The following is a 16,528-nucleotide window of genomic DNA, read 5'->3' on the forward strand; positions in this document are numbered from 1 at the left end:
CCTCGCGTTTGCGCTATCGGGCTGGGATGAAACTGATTATTGATACAGACCCCGGCATCGACGATGCGATGGCCATTGCATATGCCGCTGCAGCCCCCGAGATTGACTTGATCGGCCTGACGACCGTTTTTGGCAACACCCACGTCCATCAATCCAGCCGCAATGCACGGTTTTTGGTGGATAAACTTGGGTTGGACATTCCCGTCGCCCAAGGCGCGGCCTACCCACAGGGAACAGGACACCACGCACCGTCCGAACACGTTCACGGTCCCGAAGGTTTTGGGGATATTACCGATATCCCGGAAATCGGGGCGAACCATGATTTGAATGCCACGGAATTCCTGGTGAAAATGGCGCGCCGCCACAAGGGAGAGCTGACGGTTTGTGCAATCGGCCCCTTGACTAATATTGCTGCGGCGATGCGTTTGGATCCTGAGTTTTCGCAGAACATCAAACAGTTGGTGATCATGGGTGGGGCGGTTTTCTGCCCAGGAAACATCACGGAACATGCCGAAGCAAACATCTATCACGATGCCCTTGCCGCAAATGAAGTGTTTGCAGCACCCCCGGCGACCGTTGTGGTTGGTTTGGATGTCACCTTGAAAACGCTGTACAAAAGTGCGGATTTTGACGGTCTGGCCCAACGCTCGCCCGATATGGGGGCTTTCCTGCGTGACATCTCGGTATTTTACCTGAAATTCTACAAGGATATCGGCGGGTTGGAGGGCTGCGGCCTGCATGACTCGACTGCTGTGATCGCCTGCACCCATGGCACGATGTTCGAGATGGTCGAAACCGGGGTTGAGGTAATTGTGGGTGGTACGGAATCCGGCGCTACGCGTCCGGTCTCAACGCGACCGGCTGTGCTGGTATGCCGGGATGTTGACGGGGCAGGGGTTGTTGATCTGTTTACCCGGCAGGTTGCCTCTTTACCCTGACAACTTGCAATGGCTGAACAGATCGGGCAAATCCTGCCCGGTTCAGCGACCCGAGGATGCCCAATGACAGACCGTTTCTCATTTGACCTGAAGGCCACCGACGGCAAGGCCCGCGCCGGGGTGATCCACACGCCGCGCGGTGAGGTGCGTACCCCGGCGTTCATGCCAGTGGGGACTGCCGCGACGGTCAAGGCGATGATGCCGGAGAGTGTTCGTGCAACCGGTGCCGATATCTTGTTGGGGAACACCTATCACCTGATGCTGCGCCCTACGGCTGAACGCATCGACCGTTTGGGCGGGTTGCACAAGTTCATGAACTGGGATCGTCCGATCCTGACGGATTCCGGTGGATTTCAGGTCATGTCCCTGGCTGGTCTGCGCAAACTGACCGAAAAGGGCGTGACCTTCAAATCTCATGTCGATGGGTCCAAGCACGAGCTGACCCCGGAACGCTCGATGGAGATTCAGCGTCTGCTCGGGTCAGACATCGTGATGTGTTTTGACGAATGTCCGGCCTTACCCGCAGATCGAGATCGAATTGCTGAATCAATGCGCCTGTCGATGCGATGGGCCGATCGATCGCGACAGGCTTTCGGCGACCGTCCTGGACATGCGTTGTTTGGGATCATGCAAGGCGGGCTGGAACAGGATTTACGCGATGAAAGTGCCGAGGCGCTGAAAGCGATCGGATTCGAAGGTTACGCGGTTGGCGGTCTGGCCGTGGGCGAAGGTCAGGAGGCAATGTTTGGTTGCCTTGACTACGCTCCTGACTTTCTGCCAGCCGACAGACCGCGCTATTTGATGGGCGTTGGAAAGCCTGACGACATTGTCGGAGCTGTCGCCCGCGGGATCGACATGATGGATTGTGTCTTACCCTCACGGTCCGGTCGCACAGGACAGGTGTTCACTCGTTACGGCGTGGTCAACATAAAGAATGCCCGCCACGCAGATGACCCGCGCCCGCTGGATGAGGCCTGCTCATGCCCGGCTTGTTCGAACTATTCTCGCGCCTATCTACACCATGTGTTCCGCTCGAACGAGATGATCTCGGGCATGCTGCTGACCTGGCATAATCTGCACTATTTTCAGGAAATCATGCAGGGTATGCGCGATGCCATTGCAGCTGGTACATTCGATGCCTGGCAGGCGACCTTCCATGCGCAGCGCGCGCAAGGGGATATTGAACAGATTTAGGTTCAGCGCCTTTTCAGTCGACCTAACAAGTCACCAGATTGAGGGCGCTTTATCTGCGTTTACCGAACAGCCAGCGCTTCTTTTGTGGTTTTGCATCGAGGTCGTAGCCAAACCCTTCGAAAAAGCTACGAACTTCTGGTGTCAACATCCCACGGCCACTTGCATATTGAGGCAGGTCGAAGCCACCGCCATAGTTCAGCTCGACAACGACCGGACCAGACTCGGTTATAGCAATGTCGGTCGACTGATATCGAATTGGCTGAAAGGTTCTTGCAGCACGGTCATTTATTTCGATCAATTCGTCCCAAAAAGGCAGTTTCAAGCCCATTAAACCGGGGTTGTCAGGATGGTCATCCAGGAATTCTGTTTCCATCTTGGCGCGGCGCGCGACGGTTTCGATAACACCGGTTTCGATATTGATCGAACAAGCAAGGTTCCCCGGTCTCCAGAAGGCGTCCGCAATATTGGGGCCCTGCGGAAGTTTAATAACGGCAACTGGGCAAAAGACGTCGTTTTCTCTTACCAGAGTAACCATTCGCACCGTTGCAAGGGCTGAAGCGTAGTCTTGGATTGCAGAGTGATTTTTGAGCAAAGGTTGCACGACATATGAATTCTGCCCAACGAACTCGTCTAGGAATGCCTCATAGGTGATCGGCGGTTGGCCTGCACAAGTGATAGTGGATTGATCCGCATCCTCGATCAAAAAGGCCCCAAAGCTTACCATCCCCTCGACGATCTTTCCAAAAAGCCCACCTTCCAGATGGTTGCAAACGAGATCGCGCAACGCCTCTGGAGTGTTGATCTTCGTAACCCCGGGGTAGTGTCGGTTTGAACGGTCGATGACGCCAACGGTTTCCGGGACAGGTACACCCGCTGTTTCAAGCAAAGTAGAAGCCAGTATCTTGTCTTCTGCGGCACTGTTCCAACCATGATGGTTACACTTGTGGGCGATGGGCCAATGGAGATCATTGGAGATGTATGCCGCGCGTTCGGCGTCGGTAAAGCGGTCTTCGTGATGAAGGCCATTGCGCACATACTCAACCATATTCAAACGGCTGGGAGGCTTTGCCATTTGATTGAAGCTCCGTTGGACTTGTAAAACTGAGCGCCCAGAGCTTTTGGCGGCATGCGCTAAAAGAGTCGCATGATCGGAGTCGCGGGCAGATAAGTACCGTTGATGGTCGGATTCCGCAGCATTGATATTTTTTGGATTTGTCATCTCTACGACTCACAGTAATCGATCAGAAGTTGGGGTATGCAATCATATTGTTTGCAATGATGGCAGGCTTTGGGCAGCTGCCTGTTAGATAGTGTTGTACTTTTGCTGTTGGTTTCTGAATTTCCAGGCAGGCAATCGCCGAAGAAACCAAGCGGGGTCAAATTGAGAATTTGACAAGACCGATCATGTTATCGTCTTGCGGAGGCGCAACCTTCCGGTCATTGTTAGGTCCACTACAGGTAAGGTTGAAATAGGACGCTTGGCGCACCACCTTTACCTTCCAGACAGGAGACGGCCGGGGGTTGCCTAGATGAGGGACCAGTGCCGTCTTGCCAAAGATAAGGATTGAGCATGCAAGAGCCCCTGAATTCCTCATACCCAGTACTTCCGCTGCGCGACATTGTGGTTTTTCCTCATATGATCGTGCCTTTGTTCGTGGGTCGGGAAAGGTCTGTCCGCGCACTTGAGGAAGTGATGCAGGACGATAAGCAAATTCTGCTGTCTAGCCAGATTGATCCAGGTGATGACGATCCGGAAATCGACGGAATCTATCGCTCGGGCGTGCTGGCGAATGTGCTGCAGCTGCTGAAGCTTCCAGATGGAACCGTGAAAGTCCTGGTCGAGGGGCAAGCGCGCGTACAGATTACAGAATACCTTGATAACGAAGAGTTTTTTGAGGCTCGTGCAGAATATCTGACCGAGATTCCGGGTGATGTGACCACTACACAAGCGTTGCTTCGCACCGTTGCCGACGAGTTCGAGCGCTATGCCAAAGTCCGCAAGAACATTCCCGAAGAAGCACTGACCGCTGTTGGCGAAACCGCCGAACCCGCCAAGTTGGCCGACCTTGTGTCGGGGCATCTAGGTATCGAGGTCGAGCAAAAGCAGGAACTGCTGGAAACACTGTCGGTCAGCGAACGGCTTGAAAAGGTCTATGGCCTGATGCAGGGCGAGATGTCGGTTCTGCAGGTCGAGAAAAAGATCAAGACCCGTGTCAAAACTCAGATGGAGAAGACACAACGTGAATATTATCTGAATGAGCAGATGAAGGCCATTCAGAAGGAACTTGGCGATGGCGATGACGGCTCGAACGAAGTGGCCGAGCTGGAAGAGAAAATCGCCGAAACCAGGCTGTCGAAAGAGGCGCGTGAAAAGGCCGAAGGTGAGCTGAAGAAGCTGCGCAATATGAGCCCGATGTCGGCTGAAGCCACTGTCGTGCGCAACTACCTCGACTGGATTTTGGCTCTGCCTTGGGGCACCAAGTCCCGCGTTAAAAAAGATCTTGGTCGCGCGCAGGAAATTCTGGATGACGATCACTATGGGCTTGAGAAGGTCAAGGAACGGATCGTCGAATATCTGGCGGTTCAACAGCGGTCGAAAAAGCTGAAAGGCCCGATCCTGTGTCTTGTTGGCCCTCCGGGCGTTGGTAAAACGTCGCTGGGTAAATCCGTTGCCAAAGCCACTGGGCGCGAGTTCATTCGCATCAGCCTCGGCGGAGTGCGCGACGAATCCGAGATCCGCGGCCACCGCCGGACCTATATCGGCTCAATGCCCGGCAAGATTATCCAGGCGCTGAAAAAGGCCAAAACTACGAACCCGCTGATCTTGTTGGATGAAATCGACAAGATGGGGCAGGATTTCCGTGGCGATCCGGCCTCGGCCATGCTGGAAGTGTTGGACCCGGAACAGAACAGCACGTTCATGGATCACTACCTTGAGGTTGAATATGACCTATCCAACGTGATGTTCCTGACTACTTCCAACAGCTATAACATGCCCGGGCCTTTGCTCGACCGGATGGAGATCATTCCTCTGGCGGGCTACACCGAAGATGAAAAGAGCGAGATCGCCAAGCAGCACCTGATCAGTAAGCAGATCAAGAACCACGGTTTGAAAGCCAAAGAGTTCGAACTATCCGATGAGGCGCTGCAATCGATTATCCGCACCTACACCCGAGAAGCTGGCGTGCGGAACCTTGAACGCGAAATCGCCAAGGTGGCGCGGAAGTCGCTGACCAAGATCATCAAGAAAGAGGCGGATTCGGTCACGGTGACGCCGGACAATCTGGATGAATTCTTGGGCGTGCCCAAGTTCCGCTATGGTTTGGCTGAACAGGACGATCAGGTTGGGGTTGTAACAGGTCTGGCCTGGACCTCCGTTGGCGGCGATCTGCTGCATATTGAGGCGCTGAAACTGCCCGGTAAGGGGCGGATGAAGACCACGGGGAAGCTGGGCGATGTGATGAAGGAATCCATCGATGCGGCCTCATCTTATGTGCGGTCAATCTCACCTAAGATCGGGGTGAAGCCGCCCAAATTCGACAACCTGGACATCCACGTCCACGTACCGGACGGGGCAACGCCCAAGGATGGTCCTTCGGCCGGTTTGGCAATGGTGACCTCAATCGTATCGGTTCTGACGGGTATCCCGGTGCACAAGGATATTGCCATGACAGGAGAGGTTTCCTTGCGCGGCAATGCGATGCCCATCGGTGGTTTGAAGGAAAAGCTGCTGGCGGCTCTGCGCGGCGGGATCAAGACTGTTCTGATTCCGGAAGAGAATGAGAAAGACCTGGCCGAAATTCCTGACAACGTGAAGGAGGGGCTGAAAATCATCCCGGTCACGCATGTTTCGGAAGTTCTGAAACACGCTCTGGTTCGGGATCCTGAACCTGTCGAATGGGACGAAGCCGCAGAAGAGGCCGCCGCGGCTGCGGCCAAAACGGCTGAGAACACGTCCCCTTCCGCCAGGGCGCACTAAAGGTCAGAATATGGCAATTAGGGGCGGGGTTAGCACCTCGCCCTTTTTCTTTGGTCAGACCAAATAGTCAGCCAATTACTGGCTTTGCATGTCGGATCGCAGATTGTGAAATGGTGGGTGATAAGAGATTTGAACTCCTGACATCTTCGATGTGAACGAAGCGCTCTACCACTGAGCTAATCACCCGTGAGCAGGGGTCTTATAAGGAGTTCAGCAAAGCCGCAAGAGGTCTTTGCGCCTTTTGGGCCCCGGGGATTACCCCGCAAATGCCCAGTCGAGGTGCCCATAAACGGGCGGCCTTGTGGGACCGCCCTTTCACTTTTTTGATGTCAAAGAATGAAATCGTCCTGGGTCAGATCGTGCAAGCCAGAGATCTTGATAACCATCTCAGGATTTTTGTCGCCGTCAGTATCCACAAGAACAAGTGTGAAGTCGTTCTTGGTGCCTGCGTTGTTTTTCTTGACGTAATAGATTTCGCCTTCGTCCGACGTCTGGGCGGGTGTTGTACCGTTGAAGACAAATGAATCATCGCCGTCAATTACGGTGCTTGCGTCAATCGCACTTAGGTCGATCTTGTCTTCACCCTGAGTGAAATCGGTAATCCGGTCGGCATATTTCGCTTTGCGTGAACTTTCATCTGTTGACGTAAATACAAAGTCATCGGCACCTTCACCGCCGGTCATGATGTCCCTTCCGGCACCACCGATCAAAGTATCGCTGCCTGCGCCACCATTCAGGGTATCTTTGCCAAGGCCTCCGTCCAGGCGGTCAGACCCTCCATTACCCTGCAGGATGTTTCGACCGTCCGTACCTGTAATGTCGTCATTTTGCTCGGACCCATCGACGTTTTCGACACCCGTAATGGCATCGGTTCCGTATCCGGTCGCCTGAGTGTTAATGTCAGAAAGATCAACGGTTGCCGCGCTCGTGCCGGTAAAACGCAGCCAATCAACGCCCTTGCCGCCGTTAATGAAATCGTCACCGTCTCCGTCCTCGGCGACAAAGTTGTCCGTCCCTTTGTGACCGTTCAGCACGTCGTTCCCAACACCCCCGGTCAAGGTGTCATTGCCCTGACCACCAAGAACTATATCGTTACCCTCACCACCAAAAATAACGTCGCTACCGCCGACACCCACCAATAGGTTATCAGCTTCATTCCCGACGATGAGATCGCCCTTTTTGCCGCCCACAGCATTCTCAATGACGACTCCATTTGCGATCGTAAATCCGCCGGTTATGCCTTTGGCATGGGATGGAGTGCCGCCTGCATCGCTGCCATCAAGATCCGCGTCATTGAGGTTGATTGTGACGCTGCGCTTAACACCATTTGCTGAAATCGTATCGACCCCATCGGTGTCCCAGATGGATGTCCAGAAGGTCCCGGCGCCATTTTTGCCTTTGATTTTATAGACGTTGTCGTCGGTGTTGTGGTCCGTCGTTCCGTAGATCGCCTGCAGCGCAGCTATATCAAGGGCCATGGGCGAGGCCGTGCCGCCAGCCTTATATGTCTTCAGTGGAACAACTTCGGGATAGCCCGAGTTGTAGGACATGATCGTGTAAACACCCTGGTTCTGCCCATCTGTCCCGTAGTCGTCGAAGGGCTGCGTAACCCCCGGAAAAATAGTCGAGCTGCCGCCTTCATCATGTGGGTGGGCTAGACCAAGGCCGTGAAGAATCTCATGAATGATTGTCGCAAACCCTTCACCGCCTTTGCGTAAGGCCTCTTTGCTAAAAAGAGGCGTATCATAGGCAAAGATGCCGAACAGGGCGTCAATGCCAGAATCCTGCAGCAGAGGGTCGTCACCCGGAACTTGATGGACACCAAGAGATCCGGGTCCGCCAAGATCGTTTTGGGTCAGCAAAGCGTAGGTGATGTTAACGTCATTAATCTCGCCTGCTGGTGTCAGAAAGCCGACTTCGTTGAACTCGATCGGAATGATCGTTTCGATAATTGCAAATGCTTTGCGGATTGCTTCCTTCATGTAGGAGGCAAAGCCACGGCGACCTAACGATCCATCATCGAAGGAGTACGTGATTGTGCCCGGAGCACTGACGCCTCCGGCGCTGGTGTCCCAAGATGTGCCCCAAATCAGGCTGTCTACATAAACATGACCGGTAACATTTGCACCCGGAGAAGTTGTGCTGGCAACTGACATCTTAAATTTCTTCCTTGTCTAACACGCCGTTTGTTCCCGGTTTTTCCGGAATACAAAATTAGCGCCGTATATTTTGACCGGTTCTAGAATCGGTAATTCTTCCTTTGGCATCAGAAATTTCCAACGTTTTGGCCCGAGGACCAACCGAGCGTATGAAGTCTCTTTTGGCAGAGGTGTTTGTAATCGTCTTGCAGACCATTTGTGGTTGAAATGAGGCAGAACGCGGCAAGCTTTGGGTAACTCTCTGCCAGTAAGGTGATATGACTGTTCGCTTTGGGTTTATGCCAGAATAAGCTTGGGGAAGAGTTTGGGGGCTGTCCTGAGATCTGGATCAAGCGGACCCGTGCCAGGTGATGTGCTGCGCAAGGTTTCAGAATATTTTTGTCTGGCCAAAGGCAGCGGGTCGTGAATTATCGGCTGGTTTCTATTTGGCCATTCGTCGTGTGACGAGAAAACATCTCTAACAAAAATTACGTTCTGAGAAAAAACTTCAATTCGCCGCTTGACGATGTCCGGGCGTGGCCATAATACACCCCAACGTTCAGCAACGAACGGGCAGCGGGCGGTTGTAGCTCAGTTGGTTAGAGTACCGGCCTGTCACGCCGGGGGTCGCGGGTTCGAGCCCCGTCAACCGCGCCATCGCTGCCATCCTTGGTCCAGGGTAAAGGCCACGAAATAGATGCGCGGTTGTAGCTCAGCTGGTTAGAGTACCGGCCTGTCACGCCGGGGGTCGCGGGTTCGAGCCCCGTCAACCGCGCCATTTTCCACTAGTTTTCAGAAATCATGCCGTTTACCGGGTGACTCTATTGGTTTTGTTGTCAGTAGGTGGCGGCAACATCTCTCTCGTTCACATTTTGTTCTAACTTTTCTGTTGGAGACTCAGTGTGGCTCGCTTATCTCTAGGACACTTATGTGTTGGGGGCCAAACATGGCTGAGCTGAAGAATATCGAGGTGCGCGGCGCGCGCGAACATAACCTCAAAGGCATTGACGTGGATATTCCGCGTGACCAGCTTGTGGTCATCACTGGTCTGTCAGGCTCGGGCAAGTCGTCGCTTGCCTTTGACACGATCTATGCGGAAGGGCAGCGCCGGTATGTCGAAAGCCTGTCGGCCTATGCCCGGCAATTTCTGGATATGATGGAAAAGCCAGATGTGGACCATATCAGTGGTCTATCTCCGGCTATTTCCATCGAACAGAAGACGACCTCAAAGAACCCACGGTCTACCGTGGGAACCGTGACCGAGATTTACGACTATCTGCGCCTGCTGTTTGCCCGCGCTGGTACACCGTTCAGCCCTGCCACGGGCAAGCCGATCGAAGCCCAGCAGGTGCAGGATATGGTCGACCGGATCATGACGATGGAGGAGGGCACGCGAGGGTATCTCATGGCCCCGATCGTTCGGGACCGAAAGGGCGAGTATAAGAAAGAGTTTCTGGAGCTGCGCAAGCAGGGGTTTCAACGCGTCAAGGTTGATGGCGCGTTTCATGAGCTGGACGAGCCGCCGACACTGGACAAGAAATTCCGCCATGACATCGACGTTGTGGTCGACCGGTTGGTCGTGCGCGAAGGTATGGAAACGCGGTTGGCGGACAGCTTGCGCACGGCGCTTGATTTGGCCGATGGCATTGCGATTTTGGAAACCGCACCGCGTGAAGGCGACCCGGAGCGGATTACGTTCAGCGAGAATTTTGCCTGTCCTGTCAGTGGCTTCACCATCCCCGAGATTGAACCACGCCTGTTTTCCTTCAATGCACCCTTTGGGGCCTGTCAGGATTGCGACGGGCTGGGTGTCGAGCTGTTCTTTGATGAACGCCTTGTCGTTCCGGATCAGACACTGAAACTGTATGACGGCGCCTTGGCACCCTGGCGCAAAGGTAAGTCGCCGTATTTTCTGCAGACCATCGAAGCCATCGCGCGACATTATGAGTTCGACAAAAACACGCCGTGGAAAGATTTGCCCGAAAAGGTGCAGCAGGTTTTCCTGCGCGGGTCGGGTGAGGAAGAAATCCAGTTCCGCTATGACGAGGGTGGCCGGGTATATCAGGTAACCCGCAGTTTCGAAGGCGTTATCCCGAATATGGAGCGCCGCTATCGCGAGACTGACAGCGCCTGGATACGCGAAGAATTCGAACGCTATCAAAACAACCGGTCCTGCGGCAGTTGCGAAGGCTATCGACTGCGGGCCGAGGCGTTGGCCGTCAAGATCGCTGGATTGCATGTCGGGCAGGTCGTGCAGATGTCGATCCGCGAGGCGCTGGCGTGGGTTGAGGATGCGCCAAACCATCTGAGTGCTCAGAAAAATGAAATCGCTCGGGTGATACTCAAGGAGATTCGTGAGCGGCTTGGGTTCCTGAATAACGTTGGTCTGGAATATCTTACGTTGTCACGTTCAAGTGGAACGCTTTCGGGCGGGGAAAGTCAGCGTATTCGTCTGGCCAGCCAGATCGGTTCGGGTCTGACCGGCGTTCTTTATGTGTTAGACGAGCCGTCGATTGGCCTGCATCAGCGCGACAATGACCGCTTGCTGGGGACGCTCAAGAACCTGAGGGACCAAGGGAACACGGTCATCGTCGTGGAGCATGACGAAGAAGCCATCCGCGAGGCCGACTATGTCTTTGACATCGGTCCGGGTGCGGGTGTGCATGGTGGGCAGGTGGTTAGCCATGGTACCCCGTCCGAGATCGCGACCGATGCGGCCTCGATCACCGGCCAATACCTGTCAGGCACCCGCGAAATCCCGGTGCCGTCCGAGCGGCGGAAGGGGAACAAAAAGAAAGTGACTGTGGTCAAGGCCACCGGGAACAATCTGAAGAAAGTGACCGCTGATTTCCCTTTGGGCAAGTTCGTCTGTGTGACCGGCGTATCCGGCGGTGGCAAATCGACCCTGACGATTGAAACCCTATTCAAGACAGCCTCGATGCGGCTGAACGGCGCGCGGCAGACACCCGCGCCGTGCGAGACGATCAAGGGGCTCGAGCATCTGGATAAGGTGATCGACATCGACCAGCGGCCCATCGGGCGTACACCACGCTCGAACCCGGCCACGTATACGGGGGCGTTCACTCCGATCCGTGACTGGTTCGCCGGTCTGCCCGAGTCCAAGGCGCGCGGGTACAAGCCTGGCCGGTTCAGCTTTAACGTCAAAGGCGGTCGGTGCGAGGCTTGTCAGGGCGACGGCGTCATCAAGATCGAAATGCACTTTCTGCCCGATGTCTATGTAACCTGCGAAACCTGCAAAGGCGCGCGGTACAATCGGGAAACGCTTGAGATCAAGTTCAAAGGCAAGTCCATCGCGGATGTCCTTGATATGACAGTGGAAGATGCACAAGAGTTCTTCAAAGCCGTGCCGTCGATCCGCGATAAGATGGACGCGCTGGCGCGGGTCGGTCTGGGGTATATCAAGGTCGGGCAACAGGCGACGACCCTGTCGGGCGGTGAAGCACAGCGGGTGAAGCTGTCAAAAGAACTCTCCAAACGCTCAACTGGTCGGACGCTTTACATTCTGGATGAGCCGACGACCGGTCTTCATTTCGAAGACGTCCGCAAGCTGTTGGAAGTGCTGCATGAATTGGTTGATCAGGGTAACACGGTTGTTGTGATCGAACACAATCTGGATGTTGTCAAAACGGCCGACCACATCATTGATATCGGGCCCGAAGGCGGTGACGGTGGTGGTGAAATTGTCGCCACGGGAACGCCCGAAGATGTTGTTGCTGTGGAACGCAGCCATACGGGCAGGTATTTGAAACAGTTGCTGAACCCCGAACGGGTCGCGGCGGAATAACCTCCGTCGCGGCAACTTCAGTATCTGGCGTATCGCAGCATCTGCCAGTGGCGCAGTATTGGCGGAAAGAACAGGAACACGAAACCGAAGCTGATATAGGCAAAGATCATCATCGGGATCCACAGCAGAACGCCAACCAGCCCAATAAACCCGGAAACACGTGCGGCTGAGTTCGCCGACATAATGCGCGTGAGCAAAGCAAAGAGCAGACGCCCCCCATCAAGCGGCATCAGGGGCAGCATGTTAAACAGCGCCAGCCACAGGTTTAGATCTGCCGTCACCATCAGAACCCAGCCAATTTCAGGCGAGTTGGAAAACGGTTCCAGCAATGAACACACCGCCCACAGGGTCAGGTTCACAATCGGCCCCATGGCCACAATCAATTCGTCTTCATATGCAGAGGTCGACCGGCGATGTTCGCAGAATCCGCCGCCCCCATAAAGGACGACTCGATTGACGGGCACGCCCTGCACAAGACAGCCCCATGCGTGGCCCAACTCGTGCAGAAGAATCGAAATCAACAGAATCGCCACGAAGGCGAGCGCATAGGGCAGGTTGACCGGATCGGCGTTAATTCCGACAACGATCAAAACCAGAAAAATAAGGCTTTGGCTGAAATGTATCGGTACGTTCCATGGGCCGCGGAGCTCAAATAGCACGTTTTCAGTATTCATAATAAAACCTCGAAATAGTGAGGTTTATGATGATGTTAGATTGCGTCAAAATTTTGAAAACAGGCTGAAAAACGCCCGAGCCTGCTTACTCTCTCAAATCGACAGAGGTTGCTTTTCGACCGCTTGAATTCAGGCCGCGCTTGTCAGTTCAGGATGTCTGCAACCGCGCCGATCAGGTTCAGAACTTTGCGTGTATCCGGGTCGACACGATACACGTAGTCGCCTGCGCGGACATAGCTTCCCCTATTCAGGCCATACCGAAACGGATCATCAATCCAGCGATAGTCGCCATTGATAAACTCGCCATTTCTGTACAGCTTTTTGGCCTGTCCCGGAGGGACACAGGGTACGTTTTTCTTGGCCAGCCCCGGCGGGCAGTGGACGGCGTTTCCAGTTGCAACAATACCGCCCTGAGGCGCAATGCGGATGACCTTATTGCTATTCTTGTTCTTGCCGTTTCCCTTCCCGTTACCGGCCATGGCCGCCACCGGGGTCACGACCAGAGCAAGAACAGTAAGCGCTTTGACCAAATTATGCGTCATCGTAGCCCCAAGAATCGATGCTGAACCTCTCCATTAGATGGACATCGGCAGGAAAGGGGTCAACCCTATGGGCAGGAAGCCGCCCAAGGGCATCCTAGTTCCGACCGCGCTTTTCAAATCGCGGAAGCATGGCCGAGAAGTCCAGCCCCAGCCCATCTTCGCTTTCGACGAATTGCTGATACAGCTCGGTCGCCATCATCCCCATTGGGGTGTCGGCATCCGTGCTTTCCGCCGCCTGCTGACTGAGGCGCAGGTCTTTCAACATCAGTTCGGCGGCAAAGCCGGGTTGATAACCATTGTCGGCCGGGCTTTGCGGGCCGATGCCTGGGGCAGGGCAGTATGCGTTCATCGTCCAGCTATAGCCCGAGGAGGTGCTGACAACGTCGAACATTTTCTGCCGGTCCAGCCCCAACTTGTCGGCCAGCGCGAAGGCCTCGCAGGTTGCAATCATGGTGACGCCCAAAATCATGTTGTTGCAGATCTTGGCCGCCTGACCCGCGCCCGCGTCTCCGCAATGCACTGCCTTTTGCCCCATGATGTCGAACAAGGGCCGGGCTTTTTCGAATGCCTCGGCGCTTCCACCTGCCATGAATGTCAGCGTCCCAGCCGAGGCGCCTCCGATACCGCCCGAGACGGGCGCGTCGACGGCCAAAACTCCCGCAGCCAATGCCATATCGGCAACAGCTCGGGCGCTGTCGACATCCACTGTCGAACAATCGACCCAGACGGCCCCTTCATTCATCGCTGGAATGATCTCATTTGCGACGGATCGAAGTATCTGGCCATTCGGAAGCATGGTGATGACGATGTCTGCGTCTTTTGCAGCGTCGGCCCCTGACCCAGTCAAAGTAACACCGGAAACCGACACCTCGGCCATATCAAACCCAGCGACTTCATGCCCGGCATTGGCAAGATTGACTGCCATTGGATTGCCCATGTTTCCAAGGCCGATAAACCCGATTTTCATTCTTTAATCCTCCTCGAATGTCAGGGCGACGCTGCCCAGGGGCCGCAGCATTGCGGAAATATCCACGGCGGGAACAGGTTTGCCATGGTGACGCCAATTAGGAGAGCGATCCTTGTCTATGATCTGCGCGCGGATACCTTCCAGAAAATCTCCGTGTTCCATGGCGCGCGCCGTAAAACGGTACTCCATCTCCAGGGCTTTTCGGATCGACAGATCCAGCGCCTTAAGCCGATGAATCATTTCAATGGTACAAGCCACCGATAGTGGAGAGTTTCGGCCCATCAACTTTTGCGCCGCGTCAGAGAACGGGGTTTCGGAGAAGCGCAACGCGTTGAGGATGTCGTTCAACCCCTCGCCATTGAAAAGCACGTCGATTTCCGCCTGGACCTTTTCAAGGTTACCTGTGGGTGGCATCTGGGAATGCTCGACCAACAGGTCTGTGTTCCCGGAAGCTTCGAGCAGTTCGATCAGGCCGGGCCATTCTTCAATGGGGATAAAATGGTCGGCAAAGCCCGCATAAATGGCGTCCGCAGGGCCCATTCGGTGACCTGTTGTGCCCAAGTATTCTCCCAGTCGACCCGGAGCCAGCGCGAGCATCAGAGAGCCACCAACATCCGGCACCAAACCGATAGAGCACTCGGGCAGGGCAATCTGAGATGTTTCACCGACTATGCGGTGGCTTCCATGGCACCCAATTCCGACGCCGCCACCCATAGTAAACCCTTGTAGGAAACTGACCACGGGCTTGGGGTATTCGAAAATCAGTGCATTCAGCCTGTATTCATCGCGCCAGAAAGTCTGCCCATAGGCAAAGTCGCCTTTGCACCCGGTATCATAAAGCTCTGCGATATCTCCCCCGGCGCAAAATGCTTTATCGCCAACGGCGTCCAGTATGATCAGGTCAACTGACTCGTCCTCGCGCCAGTTGCGCATGACCGTATCTATCGCCATGCACATGTCATAACTCAGCGCGTTCAAAGACTTGGGGCGTGTCAGAGTGATGCGTCCAGCGCGGCCGGTAGTGTGAATTTCAATATCTGACATCGGGGTCTCAGCGTTGGGCAAGCATCTGACGAGAAACAATGACGCGCATGATCTCGTTTGTGCCTTCCAGAATTTGATGAACGCGCAAGTCGCGGACAAGCTTTTCGATACCGTAATCGGCGAGATACCCATAACCGCCGTGCAGTTGCAGGCATTGGTCGACCACTTTTGATCCGGTTTCAGTCACGAATTTCTTGGCCATTGCACAGAACTTGGTGGCGTCCGGTGCGCCCGTGTCCAGTTTCCAGGCCGCCTGACGCAAGAACGTCCGGGCCGCCTGCAATTCTATTTCCATATCCGCAAGCCTGAACTGCAGCGCTTGAAACTGATCAATCGACTTCCCGAACGCCTGACGCTCGGACATATACTGAAGCGTCATGTTCAGACCTGCTTGTGCCGCCCCCAAAGAACATGAGGCAATATTCAAGCGACCGCCATCCAGGCCCATCATCGCATATTTGAATCCGTCACCTTCTGTACCTACCAGATTGCCCGCCGGAACTTTGCAGTCGTCAAACTGAACCTGCGCCGTTGGTTGGCTTTTCCAGCCCATCTTTTGTTCAAGTGCGCCAAAGCTAAGACCTGGAGTGCCATCTTCGACATACAGAGTTGAAATCCCTTTGGGGCCATCCTGTCCGGTGCGCACCATACAGACATAAGCATCTGAGTATCCGCCGCCCGAGATGAAGGCCTTTGTTCCGTTCAGCGTATAACCTTCGTTCGTGCGTTCGGCGCGAGTTTTCAGCGCGGCTGCGTCCGAGCCTGATCCGGGTTCGGTCAGGCAGTAGCTGAGGACTGTGTTCAGGTTAAGAATATCCGGCATGATCCGCGATTTCAGCTTATCCGCGGCAAATGTGTCCAACATCTTGGCGCACATATTGTGGATCGTCAGGAAGGCCGCGACTGAAGGGCAAGCCATCGAAAGGGCCTCGAACACCATCGTCGCATCCAGCCTACTAAGACCGGAACCGCCACTATCTTCGGACACATAGAGACCGCCAAAGCCAAGCTCTCCTACACGGGGCCAAAGGTCTTTGGGAATAGTGCCATCTGCCTCCCATTGCCGGGCGAAGGGTGCGATATGCTCCTGCCCGAACTCATAGGCCATATCGAAGATAGCAGTTTGCTCTTCGGTTGGTGCAAAATCCATAGGTTTCCTCCCACGTCGCCGGATGAATTGAACGAGTGTTTATTTCCTGATTCTTACAGAAATTTTGCACGCCCAGCAATTCCTGACAGGGATATTG

The 16,528-nt window shown here is 54.7% G+C and carries 11 protein-coding genes and 3 tRNA genes; 6 read left to right on the forward strand and 8 right to left on the reverse strand.

All coding sequences use genetic code 11. The features are described from left to right. The first annotated feature begins 26 nt into the window (after positions 1 to 26). Both AC2FLB_RS00220 and tgt read left to right on the forward strand, forming a co-directional pair. On the forward strand, positions 27 to 938 hold the full coding sequence (locus AC2FLB_RS00220; RefSeq protein WP_496708402.1) for a nucleoside hydrolase: 912 nt from the start codon (positions 27 to 29) through the stop codon (positions 936 to 938). Between the two features lie 63 nt (positions 939 to 1,001). Next, positions 1,002 to 2,132, forward strand: coding sequence for a tRNA guanosine(34) transglycosylase Tgt (gene tgt / locus AC2FLB_RS00225; protein ID WP_496708403.1), 1,131 nt, complete (start codon positions 1,002 to 1,004; stop codon positions 2,130 to 2,132). Positions 2,133 to 2,181: 49 nt separating this feature from the next. Here the strand turns inward: tgt and AC2FLB_RS00230 are convergent, their stop codons facing one another. Next, the gene (locus AC2FLB_RS00230; RefSeq protein ID WP_142634053.1) at positions 2,182 to 3,351 is read right to left on the reverse strand and encodes a sugar-transfer associated ATP-grasp domain-containing protein; all 1,170 of its coding nucleotides are present in this window, start codon (positions 3,349 to 3,351) and stop codon (positions 2,182 to 2,184) included. 351 nt (positions 3,352 to 3,702) lie between these two features. Here AC2FLB_RS00230 and lon point away from each other — a divergent pair, with 351 nt between their 5' ends. After that, positions 3,703 to 6,111 (forward strand): endopeptidase La, encoded by a 2,409-nt coding sequence (lon, locus tag AC2FLB_RS00235; protein ID WP_496708404.1) that lies wholly within the window; start codon positions 3,703 to 3,705, stop codon positions 6,109 to 6,111. A 111-nt stretch (positions 6,112 to 6,222) separates the two neighbouring features. Here lon and AC2FLB_RS00240 read toward each other — a convergent pair. Both AC2FLB_RS00240 and AC2FLB_RS00245 read right to left on the reverse strand, forming a co-directional pair. Then, positions 6,223 to 6,297 (reverse strand) — tRNA-Val (locus AC2FLB_RS00240). Positions 6,298 to 6,440: 143 nt separating this feature from the next. Beyond that, positions 6,441 to 8,267, reverse strand: a complete 1,827-nt coding sequence (locus AC2FLB_RS00245; RefSeq protein ID WP_496708405.1) for a M10 family metallopeptidase C-terminal domain-containing protein — start codon at positions 8,265 to 8,267, stop codon at positions 6,441 to 6,443. Positions 8,268 to 8,829: 562 nt separating this feature from the next. Here AC2FLB_RS00245 and AC2FLB_RS00250 point away from each other — a divergent pair. The 3 genes from AC2FLB_RS00250 to uvrA all read left to right on the forward strand — a co-directional run bounded on the left by AC2FLB_RS00250 (position 8,830) and on the right by uvrA (position 12,054). Then, a tRNA-Asp gene (locus AC2FLB_RS00250) sits at positions 8,830 to 8,906 on the forward strand. 44 nt (positions 8,907 to 8,950) lie between these two features. After that, positions 8,951 to 9,027 (forward strand) — tRNA-Asp (locus tag AC2FLB_RS00255). 168 nt (positions 9,028 to 9,195) lie between these two features. Further along, positions 9,196 to 12,054, forward strand: coding sequence for an excinuclease ABC subunit UvrA (gene uvrA, locus AC2FLB_RS00260; protein ID WP_496708406.1), 2,859 nt, complete (start codon positions 9,196 to 9,198; stop codon positions 12,052 to 12,054). Positions 12,055 to 12,071: 17 nt separating this feature from the next. Here the strand turns inward: uvrA and AC2FLB_RS00265 are convergent, their stop codons facing one another. The 5 genes from AC2FLB_RS00265 to AC2FLB_RS00285 form a co-directional block, all read right to left on the reverse strand. Further along, a complete protein-coding gene (locus AC2FLB_RS00265; RefSeq protein WP_496708407.1) occupies positions 12,072 to 12,728 on the reverse strand; it encodes a site-2 protease family protein in 657 nt (218 codons plus the stop codon). A gap of 143 nt (positions 12,729 to 12,871) precedes the next feature. Beyond that, positions 12,872 to 13,270, reverse strand: coding sequence for a hypothetical protein (locus AC2FLB_RS00270; RefSeq protein WP_496695335.1), 399 nt, complete (start codon positions 13,268 to 13,270; stop codon positions 12,872 to 12,874). Between the two features lie 94 nt (positions 13,271 to 13,364). Next, the gene (gene mmsB, locus AC2FLB_RS00275; RefSeq protein ID WP_496700233.1) at positions 13,365 to 14,237 is read right to left on the reverse strand and encodes a 3-hydroxyisobutyrate dehydrogenase; all 873 of its coding nucleotides are present in this window, start codon (positions 14,235 to 14,237) and stop codon (positions 13,365 to 13,367) included. Positions 14,238 to 14,240: 3 nt separating this feature from the next. Then, positions 14,241 to 15,281: an enoyl-CoA hydratase/isomerase family protein gene (locus tag AC2FLB_RS00280; protein WP_496708408.1), complete on the reverse strand. Its 1,041-nt coding sequence runs from the start codon at positions 15,279 to 15,281 to the stop codon at positions 14,241 to 14,243. A gap of 7 nt (positions 15,282 to 15,288) precedes the next feature. After that, a complete protein-coding gene (locus AC2FLB_RS00285; RefSeq protein WP_496708409.1) occupies positions 15,289 to 16,431 on the reverse strand; it encodes an acyl-CoA dehydrogenase family protein in 1,143 nt (380 codons plus the stop codon). Positions 16,432 to 16,528: the final 97 nt, after the last annotated feature.

The organism is Ruegeria sp. CDSA236, assembly GCF_059611285.1.